The sequence below is a fragment of the bacterium genome (assembly GCA_040753085.1).
In the GTDB taxonomy this organism is placed as follows: domain Bacteria; phylum UBA9089; class JASEGY01; order JASEGY01; family JASEGY01; genus JASEGY01.
This window is the reverse complement of the sequence record JBFMHI010000011.1, coordinates 13840-38931: the sequence shown is the minus strand read 5'-3', so window position 1 is coordinate 38931 and position 25092 is coordinate 13840. Positions and strand designations below refer to the sequence as shown.

The window sequence follows — 25092 nt, the reverse complement described above, 5'->3', positions numbered from 1 at the left end:
CCACCCCCCTAACCCCTCCCATCAAGGGAGGGGAAGCTCTTATGCCGACGCTGTCAGGACAAAAGGAGATGAAACTTAACCCATAGCACTATAATCTGTAATGAGCTTACTTTTTTAACTTGATTTTAAGTAGATACAAAATAAGATGGCAAAGGAGATGAACAATGATTCTAATGATTGACAATTACGATTCCTTCACTTATAACCTGGTGCAATACCTGGGAGAGCTATGTCAGGACAAGGTCGATAAAGACCTTTACCGATTGGAGACCTATCGAAACGATAAAATCACTATCGCTGAGATAGAAAAGCTCTCCCCTAACTGGATCGTTATTTCACCCGGACCAGGGACACCCCTGGATGCGGGGGTATCTAATGATGTCCTCCGAAGATTTGGGGGGGAGATTCCCATTTTAGGGGTGTGTCTGGGCCATCAGTGTATCGGGCATGTCTACGGAGGAAAAGTAATTGGGGCTGACAGGCTGATGCACGGTAAGACCTCTATGATTCACCATTACGGAGTAGGCCTCTACCGGGGGATAGAGAATCCTTTTGAGGCCACCAGATACCATTCGCTTATCATTGAGAAAGACAGCCTGCCAGACTGCCTGAATATTACTGCCTGGACCGAAGAAGGTGAGATTATGGGGGTCAGGCATAAGGAACTGGATGTAGAGGGGGTCCAGTTTCATCCGGAATCTATCCTGACTAAAGTGGGAAAGAGTATTCTTCGGAATTTCATTGAAGGAGGCAGGCCCGGCCAGAGTCCAGAAGTCAGAAATTAGAAGTTGGAGATCAGAGGTTAGACTTATGAAGCGGCTCAAATCCGCCATCGGCCATTCGCTATCCGTATTCCACCTGCTCCTCCTATCATTCTTGATATTAATCCCCTTGGGACAGGCAGCCGGAGAGGGGATAGAACATTTTACCTATATCCGCCACACCCCCCATGGGCCGGTAAGGGCAAATGTATTACAGATTGACCTGAATGATTCGGGTATTTATTTTAAACCGGTTCTGGCTAGGGGAAAGATTCCCGGCCTGGAGCGGATCAGTGATATGGCGGCTCGATTTGGGGCAGTAGCCGGAATCAATGGAACCTATTTTGACCTCTCGGGTAACCCCCTGGGGATGCTGATGATCGACGGCTGGATGATTAGTGAACCGATTCTCAATAGAACGGTTTTTGGCATCACCGACGAGAAGGATGTCCTTTGGGGAAATATCAAGTTTAACGCCCGCTTGATCTTAAAATCCCTTGAATTATCTTTACCTATTGATGGGATCAATCGCCGGCGAGCCTCCCAAAAAGAGACCATCCTTTACACCCCCCACTACGGAGAACGAACCAGAACTAAAATCACTCCTTATAAGACGAGTGAAATAACCATCCTGCAAGGTCATATCTTTCATCTTAGCCAGGGTAATGCTTATATACCTGAAGAAGGGTATGTGGTCTCGATTGGTGCCGGCCAGGATTTCCCTGGGAAAAAATTAAGAATCTGGGATGAGGTGGAATTGGACGTGGGACTTGAAGACGGTTGGCCTGAAGCCGTTCACGCCTTAAGTGGAGGGCCTCGGTTGGTCAAAAACGGCCAGGTTTATATCACCTCCGGCCGGGAAATGATCCGCTCAGACATAAGATGCTTTCGTGCCCCCCGGTCGGCTATCGGCGTGACTTTCGACCACAAACTTCTCCTGGTGGGAGTAGACGGCCGACAGAAAAAGAGTGTGGGGATGACCTTGTATGAATTAGCTTCTTTTTTGGTGGAACTGGGGGCACAGAATGCTATGAATCTGGACGGAGGCGGATCAACCACGCTCTTTTACAATAACTGGGTGGTAAATTCTCCCTCTGACGGCGCGGAGAGGCCGGTCAGTAACGGGTTGTTTGTTTTTGAATCAGATGTAAAGTAGAGAGGAAATTCAGGGGAGATACATCTACCTCTTGAAATGTGATGAGGGGACAAAGAAAGGCAAGATCGGCCTAACTCGAAACTCTGATCGCTCAGTAGATCCATTTTGATCCCTGCCCAGGCTTGATTTTTATCTTGACAGAGGGGGAGAAGATGGGCTAATATAATAGCAAGGAGAGGCCAGCATGTTAAAAACCCAATAGTATACGAGGGGGAAAAACCATGGGGACGACATTAAACATAGAAGATGAATTGCTTGAGAAGGCATCAAAATTGACGGGTATTAAGGAAAAAGTATCCCTGGTTAATCGCGGTTTGAAAGCCTTAATTGCTATGGAAAGTAGTAAAAAGCTTGCCAAACTGGGCGGAACCGAAAAGGAACTGACCGTGATACCTCGTAGAAGGACATGTCAAAGGGAAAAGATTTTCAGCGCCTGTCATTAGGGGAAAGAAGACCTTGGACCCCCATTATTGGAAGAGGGTATTTAGACCGTTAAAATTTACTGATGAAGAAATAAATCGTGCTTAAATAATTCGGAAGCTGGAAATCTTAAAGCAAATTCAAGTGACAGGTGATCTTAACTCGAAACTCGACGACCGGCCAGCGGGTGCCGAGAACTTGAAACTATACCAATTACTGGCCCAATCTATCCTGCAAAGAAATTGGGCTAAAGGGGTAGGCCTTAAGTATCTTTTAACCTCTCAGACAAGAGAGCCGGAGAGTATCCTGCTTATTCAACTTTCCTCTATTGGGGATGTGGTTTACACCACCCCGGTTTTTTGGGGGCTTCGAGAAAAGTTCAAAGAGGCAAAGATATGTTTCCTGACCGAGGAAGCGCCGGCTGAATTGGTCAGGGATGATCCTAACCTGGACAAAGTTATTGTCTTTGAAAAAGCCAAATGGGCCAAGAAACTGATCGCCGGTAAGGTAGATGAAACCATAAGAGAACTAATGGCCTGGGTTGAGCCTGTTTATGCCGAGCAATTTGATCTGGTCATTAACCTGCATACCTCCCCCCGAAGCGCCTTCCTGACTAAATTGATTACTAATAAAGATGTTTGGGGCTTAACTGTGACCGATAACAGCCAGCCTGTAGTTTTAGGACATCCCTGGATACATTACAAATATTGGATTACGACCAATCCGGAACGATGCCACCTTAATCCCCTGAGTTCGGTCGAGATTCACCTGCTGATGGCTGATGTCAATCCTTCTAAGCGGAGAACAACTATATCGGAAGGCGGCAGGCGGAATGCAGAAGGCGGCATGGAAAATCCGAAATTGATTGGGATACATCCTGGGGCTAATTATCCTTCTCGACGCTGGAAGGTGGAATATTTTGCCCGGTTGGTAGACCTTTTAGCTGAAGCCTATGGGGCGCAGGTAGTTATCTTCGGGGGCAAAGATGATCAGGACCGGGCCGCCCAGATTTCGGCTCAGGTGCGGAATTCCGCCATCCCGGGTACCCACGAAGTGGGTGCGCCATCCCCCCTGAATCTGGCCGGTCAAACCAGCCTCAGAGAACTAACCGGCTGGTTAGCTAACTGCCGATTGTTCATTTCCGGAGACACTGGCCCAGCCCACATTGCCGGAGCAGTTGGCACACCGGTTGTAGTAATAGCCGGACCAAACTGGGTAGGGCCTTACGGCCCGGGCCATCTCGTCCTTCAGGCTAAGGTTCCCTGCCGGGGATGTGCTAAGGTTACCTGTCCAGAACACACCTGCATGGAGTTAATCACGCCGGAGGCAGTTATTTCAGCCGCCCGAATCTTACTGGAAAGGGATGGGGACAAAGCCAAGGAAGCTATCACCGCCTTATCTTTCCAGCAGATCGATCTATTCTATTCCGGGGATGAAGAACCGACCAGATCTTTCGCCTACTTTCCCTTGAATAAGGGAGAAACTAATCCATCAGAGGTAATCAGGGAGATCCTGCGTTATTGTTTCCTCAATATCTGGCAAGGGATGAAAGACGGCACAGATATTATCTCTGAGAAAGAAATCCTGACTATGGTGGCCAAAAGGTTGGCTATCGAATTAAATCCGACTCTTGATCGAATTACCAGTCGCTCTGCCGTAACTACTGACTTTAATTTGAGCAAGACATTAGCCCAGATAGGAATTGGATTTACCCAGATTGCCCAGTTGGCTGAGGAAGGAGTTAGCCTCTCCAGAAATCTCTATCAGATCTTAAAGGCGGGCCAGGACCGCCAGTCAGAAATCAATCCTATTATTAGCCGACTGGATAAGATCGATGAGGCCATTCGACTGAGGGACCCGCTAAGTGGGCTGAGCTATATGGCTTACATTGACGATGCGGCCATTCAAGAAGAGGGAGCCCTCAGAACGGCCAGAAGGTCGCTCTGGTGTTACCAACATTTGCAAAGAGCGGCCTTCAGGCTAAGTCAATCCTTAGCTCGGATAGCCGCTTGCCTATCGTGATAAGGCTGGATGATCGAGCCTCGAGTGAGGCGACAAAAAAGTGCCCATGATTTATTCAAATACTACCAGGGAAGATATAAAGCTTGCCCGGAGGAAAATAATAATAGTAGGCACCATATTTGCCTTCTTCTTTTCCGTGGTTGTGCTTCGTCTTTATCAGGTCCAAATCCTTCAAGGAGGAGGGTTCAAAAAAGAATCAGAGGAGAACCGGATTCAATTCATTCCTGTCACGGCTCCCCGGGGTAGGATCCTTGACCGAAAAGGCACGGTGCTGGTTAGAAATCGCCCTTCCTTTGATATTTCTGTTATCCAGCTTGGGCTTTCTCCCCAGATATTAGAACGCACCATCACTGGCTTAAGTCGGATATTGAATCTTTCTCCCACCGAGATAAGAGAGCGCCTGTCTAAAGAAGCCCATTGCCCTTTTAATCCGGCCTTAATTATCCAGGACGTTGACCGAAAGACTATGACCCAGGTGGCTGAAAGAAAGATAGACCTGCCGGGGGTAATTATTCAGGTAAGCCCCCGAAGGGACTATGTCTACGGTGATCTGGCCGCGCACATCATCGGTTATCTGGGGGAGGTAAGCGGGGCGGAATTGGAGGAACTAAGGCAGAAAGGGTATCGTTCCGGGGATTTGATTGGAAAGGCGGGGGTAGAAAGAGAGTTTGACGATTACCTGAGGGGGGAAAATGGAGTAGAACAAGTAGAGGTAGACGTAAAGGGGCGTAGACTTGGGACCATCTCCAGAAAAGACCCCACTCTGGGAGACAATTTAACCTTGACTATCGATTATGCCCTGCAGCGTACGGCTGAGGAGGCCTTAGGCGACAGCCGCGGGGCAGTGGTTGTTCTGGATGTTAATACTGGGGGAATTCTGGCTATGGCCAGTAAACCGGCTTTTGACCCAAATGTGTTTGTCAGCCCCCAGAAGAAGATCAAGATTAAAGATTTCTTTTCTGATCCCCGTTATCCCTTGCTAAACCGGGCCATTTCTGCTCAATATTCTCCCGGATCTCAGTTCAAGATAGTGGTGGCTTCGGCTGCCCTGGAAAATAATCTGGTTAAGCCTTCAGAAACCTTTTACTGCGGAGGAAGCTACTATTTAGGCAGGAGATATGCCTGCTGGAAGGAACAGGGACATGGCTGGAAGAACCTGGAAGAAGCTATTATCCATTCCTGTAATGTCTACTTCTATCAGTTAGGACTCAAGGTAGGCGCGGAAAGAATGGCTGAAATGGCCAGAAATTTTGGGCTTGGTCAGTTTTCTCAAATTTCCTTTCCTCATGAGAAGCCGGGTCTTGTCCCTGATCCAGCCTGGAAAAAAAAGACTTTAGGTGAACGATGGCACCTGGGAGAAACGGTTAATTTTAGTATTGGCCAGGGCTATCTCTTGACTACCCCTATTCAATTGGCTAACCTCATGGCGGCGGTAGTCAACGGGGGGAGGATATATAAGCCGTTGGTAGTGAAGGCCATCCATAGTCCTGACGGAAAGGTAATAAATTCTTTTGAACCTCAGTTGTTGCGGAAATTTTCTCTAAAGCGAACTACCTTATCTTTGCTTCACAATGCCCTGGAGGGGGTGGTCTCGCGAGGTACAGGCTGGCAGGCCAAAATCAAGGACTTAAGGATCGGTGGCAAGACGGGCACGGCCCAGAACCCGCATGGAGAAGATCATGCCTGGTTCATGTGCTTTGCGCCGGTAGATAAACCTGAATTAGCTGTCTCTGTGCTGGTCGAACACGGTGGTCACGGCGGTGCCGCCGCTGCCCCGATCGCCAGAAAGATAATGGAAACATACTTTACTGAAAACTCCACCTCAAACTTGAAGGTAGCTACTACTCAGCCATCCAGCCCCTAAGAGCCTATCCCAAAACCTCTTTCTATATTTCTCTCCGCATGAACAAATTCAGTCTCATCTACCACTAACGAGCACGCTCACCTGCTGCGGGGAGAATTACCACTAAACTTTATTAGCAAGGTAAAACCTAGATAAATCACAAAACTATCTCAAACACACCCCAGCCCCCACTGTCAGGTGCAGCGACTGGTTAGACAAAAGTCCCACTTCGCCGTCTTTTTTCTTTTCTTCTTATTTCTGTGTTCCATAATCAAGACCTGCCCTAACTCACGTTCCGATGTCAATCTTTTAACCTGTGTTAGACAAAGTCGCCTTATTTTTTACTCCAATTCAAAATTTCTAAGCCTTTGATATTTCTGAAATGTTCTTCATTATTGGTCACAAGAACAAGATTGTTTGACAAAGCAATACCTGCAATAATGATATCAATATCATCGATCGGTCTTCCTGCTTTTCGCAAATTACTGTATAAATCCGATGAAATCATAACTGATTCTTTAGTTAACGATAGAATAGTGTTATGCTTTGTAAACTCCAGAAATGAGTCTAGTTGTTTCAATGCGTCTCTGTGTTTTAAACCACTAAGAATTTCATAGTAGGTAATGATACTCAGATTTATTTTTTCGTACCGGTTAAGATATTTTTTGAAATTAGAGACAACATTATCCTGGTTTCTAAAGAACAGGGATAGGATGTCTGTATCAACTAATACTGGTTCCACCGCTTCGTCTCCTTGAAAAAGCCTGACTTCTACGTTGTCTGGTTTCTTCTAAAAAATCATTAAATGCATCTTCAGGAATATCATTCCAGCAACCGGCAAATTGCATTATCTGGTTAATATTCACTTTAGATTTTTGCAAACCTATCCAAAAATAATGAATAACATCGTATATCTCTGACAGTTTATCTTCTGGAATAAATTTAATTTCTTCCATTATTTTATCATGGATAACTGATTTTCTCATTTAAATCACTCCTTTGTTGTATAATTTTGGCATAGTCTATCACCGTTCCCTTTCTCTTCTGGTTTTGTACTTTTCAGTGCCCCATTTCTCCCACCTCCTCAAATACTCCTACTCGCCTCAAGCACCAAGCGGTGTTGTTTTGGGCGAGCGGAGCATGTCAACATGTCTCAATTCTCGAACCATCTAACGCCCGCGATGAGCCGCCGCGTAGAACTATGGAAAAACTGCCAAAGGCGGAGAGCCAATCCCACAATGCCTGCCCAAACATCGTATGCCTGATGCGCGGTCGGCTCCATCATGTTGTTATACCGGATATGCTTTCAATCCAGCCTTCATTGCCCCTTCAATGGTTCCATCTACAAGGCTAATGCCTGGGAACATCCACTCTTTTGGATCGTATGTTTCACTGCTCCACTTGAATATGGCGAATTCCCAGCCATCCATCTTTCCTGTATACCTGAGGCAGCATATTGGCCCCACCTTGCCATAGGCGTATCGGTCAAGATAAGCGCATCTCCCTCTGAACCGCACTGAGTAGTAGCAGTCGTCTCTCCTCAAGTTCTCGCGGTTGAATCGCTCGACGATTTCTTCAACACTTTTTCTCACATCGTCAGGAATTGCCTTTGCTTTCATATCCTTTCCAATCTCCAGTCGCTATTTTTTGACAGCCATCGCGGTAGGACGGCTAGTTACCTGACCGCCCCCGCACAGATCCCGACGTATCTTCAGCGATTGGTTAGGCAAAAAGTCCGCTTTGCAATTTTCTCGTGTCTTAAGATACTTACTTATCTAGCTAAATTAACGCTTTTTATCCCTTTTTTAAAAAACACTACTTCCTCTCCATCTGCAGATGGGTTCCAACCCATTTAAGAAGGTAAGTGTTACTTTCGATTGAAAACAAACATCGATAGTAATCATCTACATAAAATTCCCACAATCCTTTAATACTTTCAAATCGATGAATCTTCAGCGATGGATGTTTTGGGTTCTTCAACAAAAACCTTACTTGCTTCTCAAACTTTCTTTTGATGTATTCTGGCAAAGCGTCATAATACTTATCAAAATTATCATCTTTGGCAATTTTTCTTTCAAGCAGCATTATTCAAATCCTTGAATAAGGTATCCGCATCTTTATATTCCTTGAATTTACCTGCCTTATAGTTTGCCTCTGCTTTTGCTAATGCCTTCTGAATTTGGGGAGTGTAAGCATAAAGTTCCCTCCTTGGAATTTTTTTAGTAAATGTAATCAAGACTCGCATATCCGAATTATATGGCACCTCTTCTTGGGGAATAATAATCCCCTTATGATACACCCCTTCCATTGTCAATCGTGGCATAACAATCACCCCCACAGTTTATTTTTTGACAGCCATCGCGGTAGGACGGCTAGTTACCTGACCGCCCCCGCACAGATCCCGGCATGCAGTTTTCCCGCATCGGGCTCTTCAGTTATCCTTGCTTCCGCCTTCGGCCCTAGTAGACCCGCCCAGCCCGAGCCTTCTTCGCTATTCCCTGCAAGAAAGTGGACATTGACTCCCGGCCCTCCTTGTCCGGCCAATGTTGCCTATGCAGGCTACGAATGACTGTCAGCCCCTTCCCCCTGTGAACGGCCCTACCGTTCTCTGAGTACTATGGGCTGATCTGACTCCCCAGTGGTTTCTGACTCTCCTAAACCCATGTACCAGCCCAGGAACCGCTGGGGCATCCCAAGTCCCTGATGCTTCTCTCCACACATACCACGCTCTAAAGTGAACCCCGGCAGACCCTCGGAGAACTCACCAAAGCGCTCTCTCTGTGGTAGCTTCTGGCCCGTTAACCATGTCCTGAGCTTGCGAAGGAACCATCGCCATCTGCTCTTGAGACTTGCGCCCCCTCACTCTTTAACGAGGCTGTATCAAACTTTGGGAAGTGCGGTCTTCCCTACGGTCTGTGTGGTGCCCTGTGTACGCTTCAACGTTGTCGTTCGGCAGGCTGATTCCAGAGATTTGTGTCCCTGCTTTCCAGGCTCGCCGGGGTTGCTGGAATCCCTTCCCCGACGCCCAGGTTTTCCGTCGGTAACTTCTGTAACCGGCCTTAACCTCCTCCTGCCTTAAACTTCATTCGTTTCCTTGGCCTTCTTCAGATCACTAAAGGAGAGATTTTCCTTCCAAAGATAGCCCAAACCAACTAAAGTAATAAGGACATACTGAATAGCGTGAAGGAAGAAGGCATAGCTTAAAGCCAGGCTTTTATCTTTAAGCCCCATCAGAAGAAGGGCCTTGGCGCAAAAATACTGAAAGGGGCCGATAAAACCAGGTGAAGAAGGGAGCATCACCCCAAAGGCAGTCACTGTCAGAACGAACAAAGAAGCATACAAGGGTAAATGATGGATATGAAAAGCCTGAAGGGCCAGGTAGAACATACCGGCATAAACTACCCAAAGGGCTAAAGAGAGAAAAAAAGTTATCAGAAGATGATCTATTCGACGTAAGATAGCCAGTCCGTGGATAAAGGACTGTAAACTGCCCACTACTCTACTTGACAGTTTAGGTGAAATATGTCCCGTCAGCCAATGGGTAAACTTCAGGAACCAGTCTTGATGCCACTCCAATACAATAAGCCCGCCAAAAGCAAGAAAGAAGACAGGGGCCAGCATCAGACCCATTTCTTTTACCCAATCAGGAAAACCAGGGTGGTAAAGCAGAACCAGGGTTAGAAAAAAAAGTAAAGATAGGCCATCGAATATTCGCTCCATGATAATAGTGGCTAAAGAGCGGATCTTAGAGATTTCTTCCTTTTTGCCAATAATGTAAGCCCGAACCAGCTCGCCAATCCGTAAAGGAAAGACATTGTTGGCCATAAACCCAATAATGGTATAGGAAAAAAGTGAGTGAAGCCTGATGTGTTTTTCATAACTGAGCAGGTACCTCCACCGGAAGGCCCGGAGAATAAAAGTGCTTAAGCTGACCACTCCGATAGGAATAATATAAACCCAACTAACCTTAGCAATCGCTTCTATCATCTCATCAAGGTCGACCCCTCGCACGGCCAGCCAGAGGAAAAAAATGCTAAGTAGAATGCTGACCCAGAATTTGTAGTTTTTCATAATGCTCCCCGCTTTTTTTCGATTAGCTTTTCATACAATTCCTCTGTTTTTTTGACCATTTTCTCTAGACTAAAATAATCTTCCACCCGTAACCGACCAGCCTGTCCCATTTCCCTGGCCCTTTCCGGATTTTGAAGGAGCGTGTTGACGGCCTCAGCCAGTGCTTCCGGATTTGCTCTCGGCACCAGGATGCCTGTCTGGTGGTGCATTACTATTTCGGGAGTGCCGGCCACTGAGGTAGCAATTACCGGCCTTGAAGCCGCCATGGCTTCAAGCACCGCATTAGGAAAGCCTTCGTAGAGTGAGGGAAGAACAAAGATGTCCATTATCGAAAGCATCTGGGGGACATCATTACAGGCCCCGGTGAAGATAACCTTTGAGGCCAATCCTAATTCTTCCGCCATATCTTCTAATTTTTTCCTGAGCGGGCCATAGCCTACCAGTAAGAAGACCACCTCGGGATGCCTATCCACTACCTTGACGGCTGCTTTAAAAAGATATTCATGCCCTTTCTGGGGATCCAATCGGGCCACACAACCGATCACCACTTTATCCGGAGCAATGCCCCATTTCTTCTTTACCTCTGCCCTGTCTTCCTTTTCCCGAAAATTCGAGACATCCAGACCATTATATATGGTCACTAATTTTTGGGGATCAATGCCTATCCGGCACCTGATAAATTCTCTGACTGAATTAGAATTGGCTGTGATACAGTCGGCTAAGGGGGCAGTCAATCTATTTATAATTGTCCGGTGTCGTCCCTCCATCTCCATAATTCTCTCTGAGGAGATGATAATGGGCGTCTTGGCTAAGCAGCCGACTATTCGCGCTAGGAGATTAGCATGAAAGAGATAAGAGTGGAGGATGTCGACTTTCTCTTTTTTCAGCAGGGAGAAAAGTTTCAACGGGGCCTTGAGATTCAGCTTTCCCTCCATATCCAAACTAACAACCTTAATTCCGCTGCGTTCTATCTCATCAGCCACCGGCCCTTTTTTTTGTAAAGAACAGACCAAAACCCGATAGCGCTCTTTATTCAACCCGGCCACAAGTCGGGCCAGGACCTTTTCAGCCCCACCTACATTTAACTCGGTGATTAAATAAAGAAGATTTACCTTCAGGAATTCCTCCATTGTCAGGATGGCCATACCGCGAAATTGAGCCCACACCAGCAAATCGTAACTATTCAGCCACGGATGGACACAGATGAAACACTGATTTTTTGTAAGTCCTCAGCCACAAAGGCACAAAGACACAACCTCGATCCTCGATCCTGGATGCTCGATCCTGGATACTGAATCCTTTACCAGCATCGAAGATCGAGCATCGAGGATCGAGCATCGAGCATCCAGCATCATGTGCTGAACGGTTACAGGATTATTTCTTAATAGCTCAAAACAGAGCAGTAGCGCAGTAGTTAAAGACTTTTCTGAAAGTTCCAGAACTGCTGCTCTATTGCTCTACTGCTCTCTAAGACACATACTTTTTCCCCTTTGTGTCTTCGTGCCTTGGTGGCTGAACGGTTACGATTTTATCACCTCAATTTCGCATTATAGTTTATAAGAATGGATGAGTCAAGTAAAAAGTTTGACCTGTGTCCGTACAGGTCGAAAACTTTTCATTTGACTATAAGGAACAAATAGTGTATAGTAGTGAGAGCTAAAAGTTGAGAGACCTCTCATTTCTCAACTCTTAGCCTAAGGGGTGAAAATGGGAATGTGGTTTGACGCTATTTTAGCCAAGATTTTTGGCACCAAGCAAGAGAGAGATATAAAACGACTTCAGCCTATGGTGGATGAAATAAACGAATGGGAAGAGGAGATAAACCGCCTTTCTAATCAACAGCTTGCCGCTAAAACGCCCTATTTTAAACAAAAACTGGCTGATGGAGAAACCCTGGATGAAATCCTTCCGGAGGCCTTTGCGGTTGTTCGGGAGGCGGCTAAACGCACCGTTAATATGCGGCCATTCGATGTCCAGCTTATGGGGGGGATTGTCCTTCACGAGGGTAAAATAGCGGAAATGAAGACTGGCGAGGGGAAGACCTTAGTGGCCACTATGCCTGTTTATCTAAATACCCTTATGGGCGAGGGGGTCCATGTAGTTACGGTCAATGATTATCTGGCCAAACGTGATACCCAGTGGATGGGGCCTATCTACCACCTGTTGGGTCTCTCAGTGGGGACCATCCAACACGAATCCGCCTTCCTATACGACCCGGAGCACGAAAAGGGTGATGCCCGTTACCGGCATCTTCGTCCGGTAGGACACAGAGGCGAAGCCTACGCCGCTGATATCACTTATGGCACTAATAACGAGTTTGGCTTTGACTATCTTCGGGACAATATGGTCCCTGACCGAAGTCTTCGGGTCCAACGGAAACATTTCTTTGCCATTGTGGATGAGGTCGATTCCATCCTGATAGATGAAGCCCGGACGCCTCTCATTATTTCGGGGCCAGCCGAGGAATCAACGGATAAATACTATAAAATCAACCGGATTATCCCCGGGTTGAAGGCTGAGAGTGATTTCCAGGTGGATGAGAAGATGCGCACCGCGGCCTTGACTGAAGAGGGGGTAGCCAGGGTGGAGAGGATGCTTAAGCTGGACAACCTCTTTGATCCCAGAAATATGGAAATCGCTCATCACGTCAACCAGGCCCTCAAGGCCCATACCTTATTTAAACGGGATCGAGATTACCTGGTTAAAGAGGGACAGGTAGTTATCGTGGATGAATTCACCGGCCGATTGATGCCGGGCCGGCGATATTCAGAAGGGCTGCATCAGGCCCTGGAGGCCAAGGAAGGGGTCAGGATCGCCCAGGAAAATCAGACCCTGGCCACTATTACCTTCCAGAACTATTTCAGAATGTATGAAAAACTGGCCGGTATGACCGGAACAGCCGATACCGAGGCCGAAGAATTTCATAAGATCTATAAGTTAGAAGTAGTGGTCATCCCTCCTAATATGCCCATGATCAGAACAGATTATTCTGATGTGGTCTACAAAACAGAACGTGAAAAATTCAAGGCGATTACCGATGAGATCGTGGAATTGGCCCACTTGAGGCGGCCGGTTCTGGTAGGCACCATCTCGGTGGAAAAATCAGAAAAACTCTCTGACCTCCTTAAAAAGCGGGGTATCAGACATCAGGTCTTAAATGCCAAGTATCACGAAAAGGAGGCCGAAATAGTGGCCCAGGCCGGTCAGCCTGGAGCCATAACCATCGCCACCAATATGGCCGGCCGGGGAACAGACATTGTCCTGGGAGAGGGGGTCACGGACATGGGCGGCCTTCACATCATTGGAACCGAAAGACATGAAGCCAGAAGGATTGACAACCAGCTTAGAGGGAGGTCCGGCAGACAGGGTGATCCTGGATCTTCTCGATTTTACCTCTCCCTGGAAGATGACCTGATGCGAATCTTTGGCTCAGATAAGGTCGCCAGTTTGATGGATAAACTCGGTATTGAAGAAGGCGAAGTAATCGAGCATCCCTGGGTGACCAAGGCCATAGAGAGGGCCCAGCGCCAGGTCGAAGGCCAGAACTTTGACATCCGTAAGCGACTCCTGGAATATGATGATGTGATGAATCAACAGCGGCAGGTCATCTACCACGAACGAGACCTTGTTCTTGAAGAATCTGATATCTCTGACCATATCCGGGAAATGGTGGAAGATGTCTTAGAAGAGATTATTCTCTCTTATTGTAAGCCGGACGACCATCCTGATGATTGGGATGTGGAAGGGCTTGGCACCAGGCTAACTCAAACCTTTGGTGTGACTATGAGGCCCGATGAGATTAAATCTCTTGAACACAGGCAACTCTTTGGTCACCTCTTAGAGAGAGTCAATGAGGTCTATGAGGGGCGAAGAAGAGAGCTTGGGCCGGAACAATTTAATCGGGTGCAGCGATACCTTATGCTTTCGGTCATAGACAATCTATGGAAGGATCACCTCTATGCCATGGACAGCCTTAAGGAGGGAATAGGCCTCAGGGCCTATGGGCAGAGAGACCCCTTGATTGAATATAAGCACGAAAGCTACCAGATGTTTGAACACCTGAGCCTCCGGATGAAGGAGCAAGTGGTTGAATATATCTTCAGGGTTCAAATGGCGGAAGAGGCCCCTACCCTGAGGGGAAGAGCCAGGCCGAGAGAATTAGTGGCGGTCCACGAGGGAGCTAAAGCAGAGGCCCAAACAGAAAAGAAGAGCGAAAGAAAGCTGGCCAAGATCGGTCGGAATGACCCATGCCCCTGCGGCAGCGGGAAGAAATATAAGCACTGTTGTGGATAATAGTTATAAAAAAAGAGTGCCATTTTTCAATAGCCTTCAGTCTTCAGCCTTCAGCCTCTCTGCCTGAGTAGTTACAGGAGAGGTTAAATCTAATGATCGAAACCGCATTAAAACCGAAAGTGACCGAGTGGATCAGTCCCCTGACTGATTTCCTGTCTCAAAAAGGGGTTTCACCCAATATTATTACCTTTATTGGGTTAGGGATGAGCTTCCTGTCGGCGGCTGCCTTTGCCTTGGGTTACTTCAAGGTAGCCGCCCTCTTTGTCACTCTTTCCGGTTTGTGCGATCTTTTTGATGGGGCGGTGGCTCGATCCAGTGGACGAGGCTCAGTCTTTGGGGCCTTCTTAGACTCATGTCTGGATAGACTTTCGGAAATAATGGTCTTTTTGGGAATATGCCTTTATTATCTCTGGGCAGGAGAAGCCGTTCATATCCTGCTTCTGTTCCTTACCCTGGCCGGTTCCCTTATGGTCAGCTATACCAAGGCCAGATCCGAAGGGCTTGACCATGAGTGCAAAGTCGGATTGATGGAACGGTCTGAGAGGATTATTCTTCTTATCCTGGGGGGGATAGCCGGACCACGTTACTTCCCTATAATCCTCTCGGTCCTATTTATTCTTACCTGGTTGACTGTCTTTCAACGTATGCACCATTCGTGGCAGTTGATGGAAAATAAACGCCAATCCCAACACCAGTAAAAATAGCCCAGCCGTCTAGGCGGTAAAGCGGTAAAGAGGGTAATGTCAAAACGGGCTAACGCCCTTGCCCTGTGGGACATTGCTCCTTTCGGTCGCAACGTCGTATATGCTGAGAACATTATCTACTCATTACGGGTAAACAAAGAGGGGAAATGTTAAAATCAGGAACAGGAGGACAAAAAATGAAGACAATAGCTGAACACTTACGAAAATTTTTCGACCTGTATGGTTAAGGTTGTAGACTATTGACGCTGAAAGCGTCAAATTTTAAATAGCCTACGGAAGATAAATACATCCGCAACGCTCGACCCTGCAAGGGTCGAATATTATCCATTGCATAGAATTCAACCCTTTCAGGGTTGAGATGTGGTAGATGTTTCGTTTCCGCAGGTTTCACCTGTGGTTATGTAAAATTCAAACCTTTCAGGTTTGAGGAGAATTGCTTGTAATTTCTAACCATACAGGTCGAAAATTTTTGACAATACGGTGAAAAAGAGGGAGAGGTAATTTATGAAGAAGGAAATCAGAGAGTTTCTGAAAGAAATTTAGAGACAGGAGGATTAATGATGAGCAAAAAATGGAAGACCTTAGGCGCCGTTGGTCTTATACTTGGTTCGCTTTTAGCTGTTGAAAGGGGATGGAGTGCTTCTCCATTTCAGATTTCGCACCCACTTCGTGGGTACCCGGGATTTCGGATTTTCAATCCCGCTATCCCGGCTACCCACGAAGTGGGTGTGCCCTCGGATTCCTGGGAAGTGAAATCACTATCTTCAGAAGAGGTAATAAATCTTCCCGCCGGAGTAACCTGTGTCAAGATAGCCGATACTCAATCCGCCATCCTCCCGGGTACCCAGGAAGTGGGTGCGCCATCCGCCATCTGGTACTGTACCACTTCAGTCACCGTCGTAGCTGACACCACGGCCACCGATACCAGAGCGGTAAATGCCCTCACACCTGACACCTCTTCTCAAGCCATTACATCTGATACCATTCCGTCTTCTCCAATAGCTGATACCACAGGCGCAGACACTACCTTTGTTTCAGTGGCACCGGATACCTCTCCGCCATCTGCCATCCCGGGTACCCAGGAAGTGGGTGCGCCATTGGTAGATGATCCCGGAACAACCATCAAGAAGCTGATCGCGACTATTCGCCTTAAAGATCACGATCGTTTTCGGACCTTTATGGACCCTGAGAAACAATGCCGTCTCTCCCTGGGAAAATATTGGGAAAAAGCCTCAGCCAAGCAAAGGAAAGAATATTTAAACTATTACACGCCGGTTCTGACTGCCTTCTCTATCAGCGGAGCCCAAAGGTATTTCAAGGATATTGAAATCAACTACGGCAAGGCCGTGGTGACAGATGAGGGAGCCACTGTTCCCACCACCATCATTTACAAGAACCAGCGGGAGATCCATATTGACTATCGACTCACCCTGTATAGCAACGGTTGGAAGGCTTATGATGTCCTTATCGACAATGAAAGTCTAATCGATGACTATCGAAAGCAGTATGAAGAATTTTTAAAGAATAAAACCTTTGACGATCTCATCCGAGTAATAAAGGACCTGCATAAGATACACGTAACTACTCAGGCAAACAGGCTGAAGGCTGAAGACTGAAGGCTGACAGGATAAAGAAAAAAGGATTCGGATGAGAAGTAAAGTTCTTTCCATTTTGGCCGGGGTTATTTGTCGATACTACCTCTATATCCTCTTCCTGATCATTATATTAACCGGGATCAATATCTACCTCATTAAACACCTGCATCTTAAAACAGACTACATTGATCTCCTTCCGGCTAACCTCAGAAGTGTGCAGGACGCTAAACGCATAACTAAAATGGCCGGGGGGATGGGTTATCTTATCGTGGTGATTGAAGCAGATGACACCACTAAGGTCAGAGGTCTGGCCGACGAAATTGCCTCAAGACTGGAAACCCTGCCCGGCATAGGCTACGTTACCTATCGATACGGCCCGGAAGTAACAGAATTTTTTGAGCGCCATGCCCTTCTCTATGTGGAGGAAGAAGACCTTCGGGAGATAAACCGGAGACTGACCAGGAAGATAGAGCTCAAGGCCAGGGAGGCTAACCCTTTTTATATACCTTTAAGCGGGGAAAGCGATGAAATAAACTTTGATGATCTAATAGAAAAATATGAAACCAAGCTGGACCTTCAAAGCGCTTCAGATGGCTATTTTGAGAGTAAAGACCACCGGATGATTGCCTTGCTTACCAAGCCCATTGTTCCGGTAACTGATCACGCTTCGACCAAAAAATTAGCGGAACAGGTAAGAAAGGTTATCAGCGAAGTCAATCCGGCTCGATTCGGTACCGGCGTCAAGGTAGGACTTTCTGGTGATTATATGATATCTCTGGAGGGGAAGTTAGTCATCATTGACGATCTCAATCTTACCTCGGTGGTGGCCCTTACCGGAATCATCCTCTGCCTCCTCTTTCTCCTTCGTAATTTAATGCTTACTCTCTTGTTGGGCCTGTCTTTACTCGTCAGCTTGAGTTTCACCTTCGGCGCGGCCTATCTGGCCGTAGGCGAATTAAATCTAATTACCGCCTTTTTGATGGCCATCCTGATGGGGCTGGGGATTGATTTCGGGATTCATTTTGTCTCACGCTTTCTGGAGGAAAGGGCCTTTGGCCACGATCTGCCCGAGTCCATCCGGATTGGCCTGGCTGAAACAGGGGAAGCCTCTTTGACTTCGGCCATTACCACCTCTTGTGCCTTTTTTGCCCTGACTATAACCGATTTTAAGGGGTTTTCTCAATTTGGGGTCATAGCGGGCATGGGCATCATCTTTGCCTTTATCTCCATGTATTTTTTCCTGCCTGCCTTGATTATCGTAACTGAAAAGGTAAAAAGCAAGCTCGGACTTAAAGATAAAAGCGTCCATTTAGCCAGACGGATATTTACCCCCCGGTCTTTTTCTCCCCGATTTAAACTCTATCCTTGGGTCCTGATCCTGGGGATACTTACCCTCATTGGGCTTGGCTATCTGGCTACTCGGATCAGTTTTGATTATAACTCCAGGAACCTGGAAGTGGAAGGCGCCCCCTCTATCCTGCTGGCCGATAAGATCATGGATCGGTTTAATATCTCCCTTCATCCATCGGCGGCCTACTCGGAGACCTTAGAGGAAATCAGACTCCTTGACAAAAAGATGGCTAAATTGAAAGAGAATAAGGTCAACCTGATCGATCACTTCAGCTCTTTAGCCGCCTTCCTTCCACCTAACCAGGAAGAACGCCTTGAGCTAATTAAGGATATCGAGCAGACTCTGAAAGACGATCGCCTGGATTTAATGGATGATGAGGATTTGGAATTTGTCAATGACCTTAGAGAAAAGGTCAAGGTGACTCAGATAGGGCCAAGGGAGCTGCCGGTGGTCATTAGCCGTGAGTATTTAGGACTGGACCCTGAAAGCAAAGGTTATATATCTTATATTTATCCCAAGACCAATCTTTGGAATAAGTTAAATGCCCAGCACTTTGCGGCGGCCGTCAGGTCAATCCGGCTTGAAGGTAACCGGGAAGCCACCTCAACCGGGAAGGCCGTCATTTTCTCTGATATGATGGATATTATTAAACGGGACGGGGCTATTGCCTTTACCTTGACCATGCTGGTGGTGTTCCTTATCCTTTGGCTTGACTTTAAAAACCTGGCGGCGGCCTTGCTTACCTTAAGCCCCCTCTTAACGGGGGTGGTCTTTATGCTTGGCCTGATGAGCCTTTTGGGCCTCCAGCTAAACTTTATGAACCTTATTGTCTTGCCTCTGATCCTGGGGATTGGGGTGGATTCCGGTGTTCACATCTATCACCGGTATCAAGAGGAAGGCCGGGGTTCTATTGTCTTAACCATCATGCGAACCGGGCGGGCGATTATGGCGGCCGTCCTGACAACTATGGTGGGCTTTGCCGCCCTTTTATTGGCTAAATACCGCGGCCTTAACTCTATGGGCTCCCTGGCCCTCCTGGGCATGGGCTCCACTTTGGTCTCAGCCCTTCTGGTATTACCTTCGCTTCTTCAATGGAGGGAGGAAGCAGGAAAATGAGTAAGGCCCAACCCGGCCAGCCTGGAGGCCATTATTTTATCTCACCGATACATTGATCACTCCGCAGATGTGAACGTCCTTATTGAAGCTATGACCGAGGGGGGAAGAAAAAAAGAGGGTATCTATTCAGTTCTATTTTTGACCGGATGAACAGGATTGACAGGATTAAATTTATCCTGTTCATCCTGATTATAAGGACGATGAATATTCCGGCAGTTCCCTCACCTTTCGCTTTACTTTGACCTTCTTTTCTCCAAAATTAATAATCAAACCAACATCCTTATAGTTACTTCAGTTTCGAGTTGGGAGGAACCCAAAACTCGAAACTCAAAACTTATTCTCGTTTGGTTGCGGCCAGAGGCTGCGTTAAGATAATTTTTTTGATTAACCGGATAACCTACTTATTTAACATCCTGTCCATCTTGTAAATCCTGTCAAAAGACCTAAATAGTTACCGAAAAAGTAACTATTTAGCCACAAAGCCACTAAGTCACGAAGAAAATAATGGAATAGCCCACGACATTATGGTAACTTTAGCTATTTATCGGGTTGTTGTAATTATTAGCCCCTACTGTTCTTGCGGCGCTTTAGAGGCTTAGACACCAGGAGTCGGGGAGACTCCTGGTGTCTGAGGTTTTGGGATAGCCACTAACCAGGAATAGTCCAGCTCGGCAGAAGTTCCCCCCTGGTTTCAGAAGCCAGGTTTTTTTAGAAAAACCTGGCTTCGCCGGTTCCTCAAACCCAGGGGAAACTTACACCGAACGGGGCAGCGCTTCGCCCGCACGAGGCGGGAGCGCGAAGCGCAACCGCCGAAGTGTCGGGTGCAAGCGCGGTTCGGCGGCACGAAGCACCCCGAACCGCGCTGATAAGTGCCGCCCCGTTCAGCGGGCGCGAAGCGCCCGCTGAACTGTAATATAGTGAACGCTAAAATTAAGTAGAGGTAAGGCAAGACCTTAGCTTTACTACAAGCGACCCTAAAGGGTTGCCCTACGGTAAACATCTCAACTTATTTATGTCGTTCACTATAATTGAAAAAGCCGGAGTAGATGCAACTATTTCAGAATTATCATCTTCCTGGTTGAAGTAGCTGCCTTAGCTTGAAGCTGGTAAAGATAAGTGCCACTGGCGACTTCATGGCCGGCTTCATCTTTGCCGTCCCAGTAAGCGGCTTCATTCCTTGAGAAATAACGGCCTGGTTCACGCTCGCCCAGATCAAGGGTGCGGATCAGTTGACCACTCAGATTATAGATTCGGATGGTGACATAATCCTTCTCAGCTAAGCTGAAGGGAATCCAGGTCTCCGGATTCATCGGGTTAGGGTAGTTCTGAGCCAGACCGGTCTTTTCCGGCGATTTCTCTTCATCGGCTGTCTCAGGTTTGCTGGCCGCTGCGGCTACTTTTACTGGAGGATAAAGTTCATCCCGGATCTGTTTCACCTGCTGCCAATCTCCATTATCTATCAGAACCAAATGTTCCTGCCAGGTGTGGCTTTTGCCGGCCGTTAGAGCCGGGATTAAGATTTCCAGGTAAGGGAAACGGCCTTCCTCATTTTCATAAATCTGTCTTACTTTGTCAGGCTCCCAGATGTGCCCGCCGCCTTCTTTCTTGTCGGTATCATAATTGGCTGTCCAGGCCTCCTGACTCTCTTTGGTATTTAGCAGATACCACTTATTGAAATTGGGTGAGGCCCCGTAGCCGCCCAGATACCAGGCCGTTTTAGGAGCAATAGGATTCTCGGCCCCTCCCGGCGCCCACCAGTTAGCTACCTGGGCATACATTGCTTTTATCTTCTGATTGGCCTTAATAGTATTCTTGATGGTCACGTATTGCTTCCCTTTTTCCAGAATATACTCCCGGCTGGCCGTGAAAGGCCCAAAATTGCACGCGGTATACAGAGTAACCCTCTCGGCTGTATTCTCTGTAATAATGTAATCCCACTGATACTTGTTCATTTTATACCCACTGAAAGCATAAAGCATCGCCCCCCATTTGTATGTGGTATAGAGCTGCTCCCGACCCGTTGACTTGACCACCGCCGAGGTAATATGGCTGAAATAACCACCTATATTACCTCTGCTCCAGGTGTATTTCACCTTCTCATTTTCAAAGGTGACTACGCCTCTCTTGTCTACAATGGAGCATCCGGCCCTGGCCACGTTGTCCACCTTTAGCTGACAGGTCTTCTCGGCCTTGTTTCTGGCCTGGTCGTAGGCGATGACCTTAATGATGTGATCCCCATTAGCTGAAGAGGTGGTATCCCAGTCGTAGGCATAAGGATTCGAGGTATTGGCCTTTAGGGAATTGTCAATATAGAATTCTACCTGGGTCACTCCCACGTTATCCGAGGCATTAGCCGTAACAGTAACTGTCCCTTTCACCGTAGCACCATTGGCCGGCGAGGTGATGTTGACCACCGGCGGGGCAGCGTCCTTTACCGTTATTCCATTACTTTCGCCGACTTTACTCCACAACCCAGCGCCGTTCTTAGCCTTGACCGCAAAATAGCAGGTCTCGCCCCAGGTGAGATTCAATCCGCTCTTAGTTACCTCGGTGGCGAGGCCGACCGAAGTCCAGCCCACCAGATAATATCTACTTACGGGAGTTATCTCGATGACAAGTTGATATTGATATTCGGTAATGCCCGATTCCGGGTCAGAGGCAGACCACTTAGCGTGCAGTTTGGTCTTATCCGAGGTCGTATATCCGTCATCGGTTACTACCGGCTTGGTCGGTGGAGTGGAGTCGTCCACCCTAATCCCATTACTTATCCCGACTTTGCTCCACAACCCCACCCCGTTCTTGGCCTTGACCGCAAAATAGTAGGTCTGTCCCCAGGTGAGATTCAATCCATTCTTAGTTACCTCGGTGGCGAGGCCGACCGAAGTCCAGCCTACCACATTTGTCCCTCCAGAGGTCGTCCCGATGGCATACTGATATTCGACAATACCTGACTCAGGGTCAGAGGCAGACCACTTAGCGTGCAGTTTGGTCTTATCCGAGGTCACATCCCCGTCATCGGTTACCACCGGCCTGGTCGGTGGAGTGAGATCTTTTGTTCTCAGAACAAAGTCAGCCTGAAGGGTATCTCCTGAATTCAATGTTATGGAAAGTACATTACTTCCAATATACTCGCTTTTTTCTGCCTGAATTTTATAGCTTCCAACAGGAAGGGCAATCTTGTAATCCCCATTACCATCTGTTGTGGCTGAGCGATTCTCTTTTCCTAATACCCTTATTGTTGCCCAAGGTATAGGTATTCCCTCCCTGTCAGTTACCCTCCCTTTGATCAGCCCGACCTTCGGGATGGTATAGCCGGAGTTGGTCACTGGATAATAAGGTGCATTCTTAGAATACTCGTAACTACTCAGCCACCACATATTGATTTTGAAGCTTACAGAACACAATATATTGTGGTTCGTCTCCTTTTATAGGTTGCATAGAAAGCCGTTTTTTAGGAATTTTAGCTAACTTTTAAACACCTAAACACAATATGTTGTGGTTTCGCTAGGTAAGGCTACTATATAGAGGCTGAGTAGTTACGAATACTCTTTATGTTCACCAGATGTGCCTTCATCATTCCAGCCAGGATGGAAGGTTGGCGTTCTTGGAGGACTGTTACCAACCTCCTCTTTAATATATGGCTCCGCCTCCTCACCAGGAGAATTAACATTCCTATGGCCCCATGGTACGTTTGACCTCATCCAATATAGATCGGGGTCTTCTCCATAGATTATCTCATCTTTGTTAGGGATTACCTTTAGGTCAAATGTCTGATAGCTTAAAAATTCCCCTGATCCATCGATATATTCGTGAAAATCTTCAATCTTCTCTCTACGCTCGACACGCTCCCAACCTCCCTTCACAGGATAGCACCCATGAGATCCGTGACCCTTTCCTGTCGCCCCCCAGTCAGTCCACATTCCATATCCTCCAACAAAAATCACCGGATGGGTCTCATCATCAACGAAGAAATCCACACCAGGCTGGGTGCATCTCTTCACAGAGTGATGGAAGTAATAGTCAACATACTCGATCTTAGCTGTGGCTGGATCCTGTGATGTAACACCGACATTTATGTGCTCCCAGTCTCCCTCATGGTTATTCACCCAGTCATTAAATGGGTAAAAGAGCCAGTATTGGATCACTGCTTTATCCCCTGAGGGGAATACATGGGCATAGATAGTGTCATTGTAAAGGCCTGAGGAGTCATGGTAATCTTTATACCAGGTAGAAGGAGAGTTCCTATCAGGGCCTCCAAAGTCGTAATGGAAAAAGACCCACCAAACGGTATCCCGTCCAGCCGGTGTCTTTCCTGCTATTTTAACTGGTTGCTCGTTATATGGACCGCCATAGTATATTGATATTGGCCATTTTTCCCATCCGTGTGGATCCCAACCCTTGTCATTGATATCATACTCTCCACGCATCTTTGGTACTACGTCATAGAGTCGACACCAAAGGTCATTCTCGTCCAGATAAGTGGTTATATACCATCGGCTCGGCCATTACTCATAATCTCGACCGACTTTGGACAAACCCCTCGGTCCCCTGAATGAAGTTGCAGGGAAGGACAGAACTTTTGAGCCAATTCTTTCTCAAAAGCCAAACGACAATACCCATTGGGAACCCAGAAAAACATACCGGGCAAAAGCCATACCAGAAGCCATATTTTCGTAATCTTCATCTTGTGCCTCCTTCTTATTTTTTGACATGGTTCAGATCAGGGTAACACCTGGTCTGATGACTGGTTCGTTTTTATCTTCACCTCCTTAACCACCCTACCGCACCGCAAGGCGGTGACAGGATGGCGCTTGGGTTTTAACCCCTGTCATTACCTACATCCCGGGTTTTGTAAGGCAAGAAATAGCAAGTATTCAAAAAGTTTCCCTTGACTTTTTCTGCTAATGGGGTTAAAATAAAAACGGCATACAAAGAGGGCACACCCCTCTTGTAATGTCACCCGGGCTGTCAGGTATCAAGACGACCAATCTTTCCTACCTGACAGCCTTTTTGATTCTAATAAGGTTTATCTATGCGACAAATGACAGATATAGGATCACTAAATTGCCCTTGTGTTCTTACTGATATATTAGCCTACAATTCTCTGTCTGGAACTTGGGAACAAAAGGGATAGGCTGAGCACTTACCGAGAGCCTTCTTTTTTATCAAAATACTCCCCTATCTTATAACCGATAAATCCTCCAATAACCGTCGGGACTATTATAATTAGAGGAGATGGGTTACATTCTTCCCCACCAACGCCAATACAGACTACAATAAAAAGGCACCCTCCTATTCCCCCTCCGATCCCTGCTCCCACAATAGTCCCGATTATCCTTCCCTTCTTCTTTGTCTTCTCCTTTTTCGATTCCTCAAGACCAAAGGATTGTTCAGAGCTGAAGGAGGCAGAATAAAGGACAGTATTGGGGTCTGGTCTGAAGATAAGTTCTGATTCCTGTATTCCAGCAATAGTGATTGGCCTTAAGGAGGTGTCTACCTTTAATCTACATAGCTTATTCTCCTCTGCCCAAACGGGTGAAATGACAATCGACATCAAGATCATTCCACTAATTAGCTTCTTAATCTGTCGAGTAAACATCTTTTCAACCTCCTTTTGGTTGTTAATGCCCCTCACAGAACCGTGCGTGAAGTTTTCCCTCACATTAAACAATTCCGTATCTGGTTCAGTAAGGCATAGAAGAATACATTGACACGGCATCACTTGAGATTAGAAGTGGCTTGGATACATCTGTTTCCGAG

21 protein-coding genes are annotated in these 25092 nt (G+C 47.0%); 9 read left to right on the top strand and 12 right to left on the bottom strand.

The annotated features are described in order from the left end of the window. The first annotated feature begins 164 nt into the window (after window positions 1-164). From AB1797_02770 to mrdA, 5 genes are all read left to right on the top strand, one after another. Entirely contained in the window at window positions 165-785 is a 621-nt protein-coding gene (locus AB1797_02770) for an aminodeoxychorismate/anthranilate synthase component II (GenBank protein ID MEW5766536.1), read from the top strand. A 25-nt stretch (window positions 786-810) separates the two neighbouring features. Beyond that, window positions 811-1917 (top strand): phosphodiester glycosidase family protein, encoded by a 1107-nt coding sequence (locus tag AB1797_02765; protein ID MEW5766535.1) that lies wholly within the window; start codon window positions 811-813, stop codon window positions 1915-1917. Between the two features lie 221 nt (window positions 1918-2138). Next, window positions 2139-2360 (top strand): type II toxin-antitoxin system VapB family antitoxin, encoded by a 222-nt coding sequence (locus tag AB1797_02760; GenBank protein ID MEW5766534.1) that lies wholly within the window; start codon window positions 2139-2141, stop codon window positions 2358-2360. A gap of 175 nt (window positions 2361-2535) precedes the next feature. Further along, window positions 2536-4359 (top strand): glycosyltransferase family 9 protein, encoded by a 1824-nt coding sequence (locus AB1797_02755; GenBank protein ID MEW5766533.1) that lies wholly within the window; start codon window positions 2536-2538, stop codon window positions 4357-4359. Window positions 4360-4405: 46 nt separating this feature from the next. Next, complete coding sequence (gene mrdA / locus AB1797_02750; protein ID MEW5766532.1) at window positions 4406-6223, top strand: penicillin-binding protein 2; 1818 nt, start codon at window positions 4406-4408, stop codon at window positions 6221-6223. 313 nt (window positions 6224-6536) lie between these two features. Here mrdA and AB1797_02745 read toward each other — a convergent pair whose 3' ends face one another. The 8 genes from AB1797_02745 to AB1797_02710 form a co-directional block, all read right to left on the bottom strand. Further along, window positions 6537-6944: a type II toxin-antitoxin system VapC family toxin gene (locus AB1797_02745; protein MEW5766531.1), complete on the bottom strand. Its 408-nt coding sequence runs from the start codon at window positions 6942-6944 to the stop codon at window positions 6537-6539. Further along, window positions 6925-7188: a hypothetical protein gene (locus AB1797_02740; protein ID MEW5766530.1), complete on the bottom strand. Its 264-nt coding sequence runs from the start codon at window positions 7186-7188 to the stop codon at window positions 6925-6927. The genes AB1797_02745 and AB1797_02740 overlap by 20 nt, the downstream gene beginning before the upstream one ends. Before the next feature lie 303 nt (window positions 7189-7491). Continuing rightward, complete coding sequence (locus AB1797_02735) at window positions 7492-7821, bottom strand: hypothetical protein (GenBank protein MEW5766529.1); 330 nt, start codon at window positions 7819-7821, stop codon at window positions 7492-7494. Between the two features lie 196 nt (window positions 7822-8017). Next, window positions 8018-8287, bottom strand: coding sequence for a hypothetical protein (locus AB1797_02730; GenBank protein MEW5766528.1), 270 nt, complete (start codon window positions 8285-8287; stop codon window positions 8018-8020). Continuing rightward, window positions 8277-8525 (bottom strand): hypothetical protein, encoded by a 249-nt coding sequence (locus tag AB1797_02725; protein ID MEW5766527.1) that lies wholly within the window; start codon window positions 8523-8525, stop codon window positions 8277-8279. Before AB1797_02725 ends, AB1797_02730 begins: the two co-directional genes overlap by 11 nt. A 752-nt stretch (window positions 8526-9277) precedes the next feature. After that, window positions 9278-10273: a lysylphosphatidylglycerol synthase transmembrane domain-containing protein gene (locus AB1797_02720; GenBank protein MEW5766526.1), complete on the bottom strand. Its 996-nt coding sequence runs from the start codon at window positions 10271-10273 to the stop codon at window positions 9278-9280. After that, on the bottom strand, window positions 10270-11418 hold the full coding sequence (locus AB1797_02715) for a glycosyltransferase (protein MEW5766525.1): 1149 nt from the start codon (window positions 11416-11418) through the stop codon (window positions 10270-10272). The genes AB1797_02720 and AB1797_02715 overlap by 4 nt, the downstream gene beginning before the upstream one ends. Before the next feature lie 34 nt (window positions 11419-11452). Then, window positions 11453-11611 carry a hypothetical protein gene (locus AB1797_02710; protein MEW5766524.1) on the bottom strand — a complete coding sequence of 53 codons (159 nt, stop codon included), beginning with the start codon at window positions 11609-11611 and terminating at the stop codon, window positions 11453-11455. Between the two features lie 375 nt (window positions 11612-11986). On the opposite strand from AB1797_02710, the gene secA reads away from it, so the two are divergent. From secA to AB1797_02690, 4 genes are all read left to right on the top strand, one after another. After that, window positions 11987-14566 carry a preprotein translocase subunit SecA gene (gene secA / locus AB1797_02705; protein ID MEW5766523.1) on the top strand — a complete coding sequence of 860 codons (2580 nt, stop codon included), beginning with the start codon at window positions 11987-11989 and terminating at the stop codon, window positions 14564-14566. A gap of 92 nt (window positions 14567-14658) precedes the next feature. Continuing rightward, the gene (locus AB1797_02700; protein ID MEW5766522.1) at window positions 14659-15264 is read left to right on the top strand and encodes a CDP-alcohol phosphatidyltransferase family protein; all 606 of its coding nucleotides are present in this window, start codon (window positions 14659-14661) and stop codon (window positions 15262-15264) included. A gap of 563 nt (window positions 15265-15827) precedes the next feature. After that, window positions 15828-16886 carry an ABC transporter substrate-binding protein gene (locus AB1797_02695; GenBank protein ID MEW5766521.1) on the top strand — a complete coding sequence of 353 codons (1059 nt, stop codon included), beginning with the start codon at window positions 15828-15830 and terminating at the stop codon, window positions 16884-16886. 31 nt (window positions 16887-16917) lie between these two features. Continuing rightward, a complete protein-coding gene (locus AB1797_02690) occupies window positions 16918-19332 on the top strand; it encodes an MMPL family transporter (GenBank protein ID MEW5766520.1) in 2415 nt (804 codons plus the stop codon). Between the two features lie 1052 nt (window positions 19333-20384). Here AB1797_02690 and AB1797_02685 read toward each other — a convergent pair. From AB1797_02685 to AB1797_02670, 4 genes are all read right to left on the bottom strand, one after another. Further along, complete coding sequence (locus AB1797_02685) at window positions 20385-22709, bottom strand: Ig-like domain-containing protein (GenBank protein MEW5766519.1); 2325 nt, start codon at window positions 22707-22709, stop codon at window positions 20385-20387. 159 nt (window positions 22710-22868) lie between these two features. Next, window positions 22869-23759 carry a hypothetical protein gene (locus tag AB1797_02680; protein ID MEW5766518.1) on the bottom strand — a complete coding sequence of 297 codons (891 nt, stop codon included), beginning with the start codon at window positions 23757-23759 and terminating at the stop codon, window positions 22869-22871. A gap of 56 nt (window positions 23760-23815) precedes the next feature. After that, window positions 23816-24016 (bottom strand): hypothetical protein, encoded by a 201-nt coding sequence (locus AB1797_02675; protein ID MEW5766517.1) that lies wholly within the window; start codon window positions 24014-24016, stop codon window positions 23816-23818. Between the two features lie 459 nt (window positions 24017-24475). Then, window positions 24476-24931, bottom strand: a complete 456-nt coding sequence (locus AB1797_02670; GenBank protein MEW5766516.1) for a hypothetical protein — start codon at window positions 24929-24931, stop codon at window positions 24476-24478. Window positions 24932-25092: the final 161 nt, after the last annotated feature.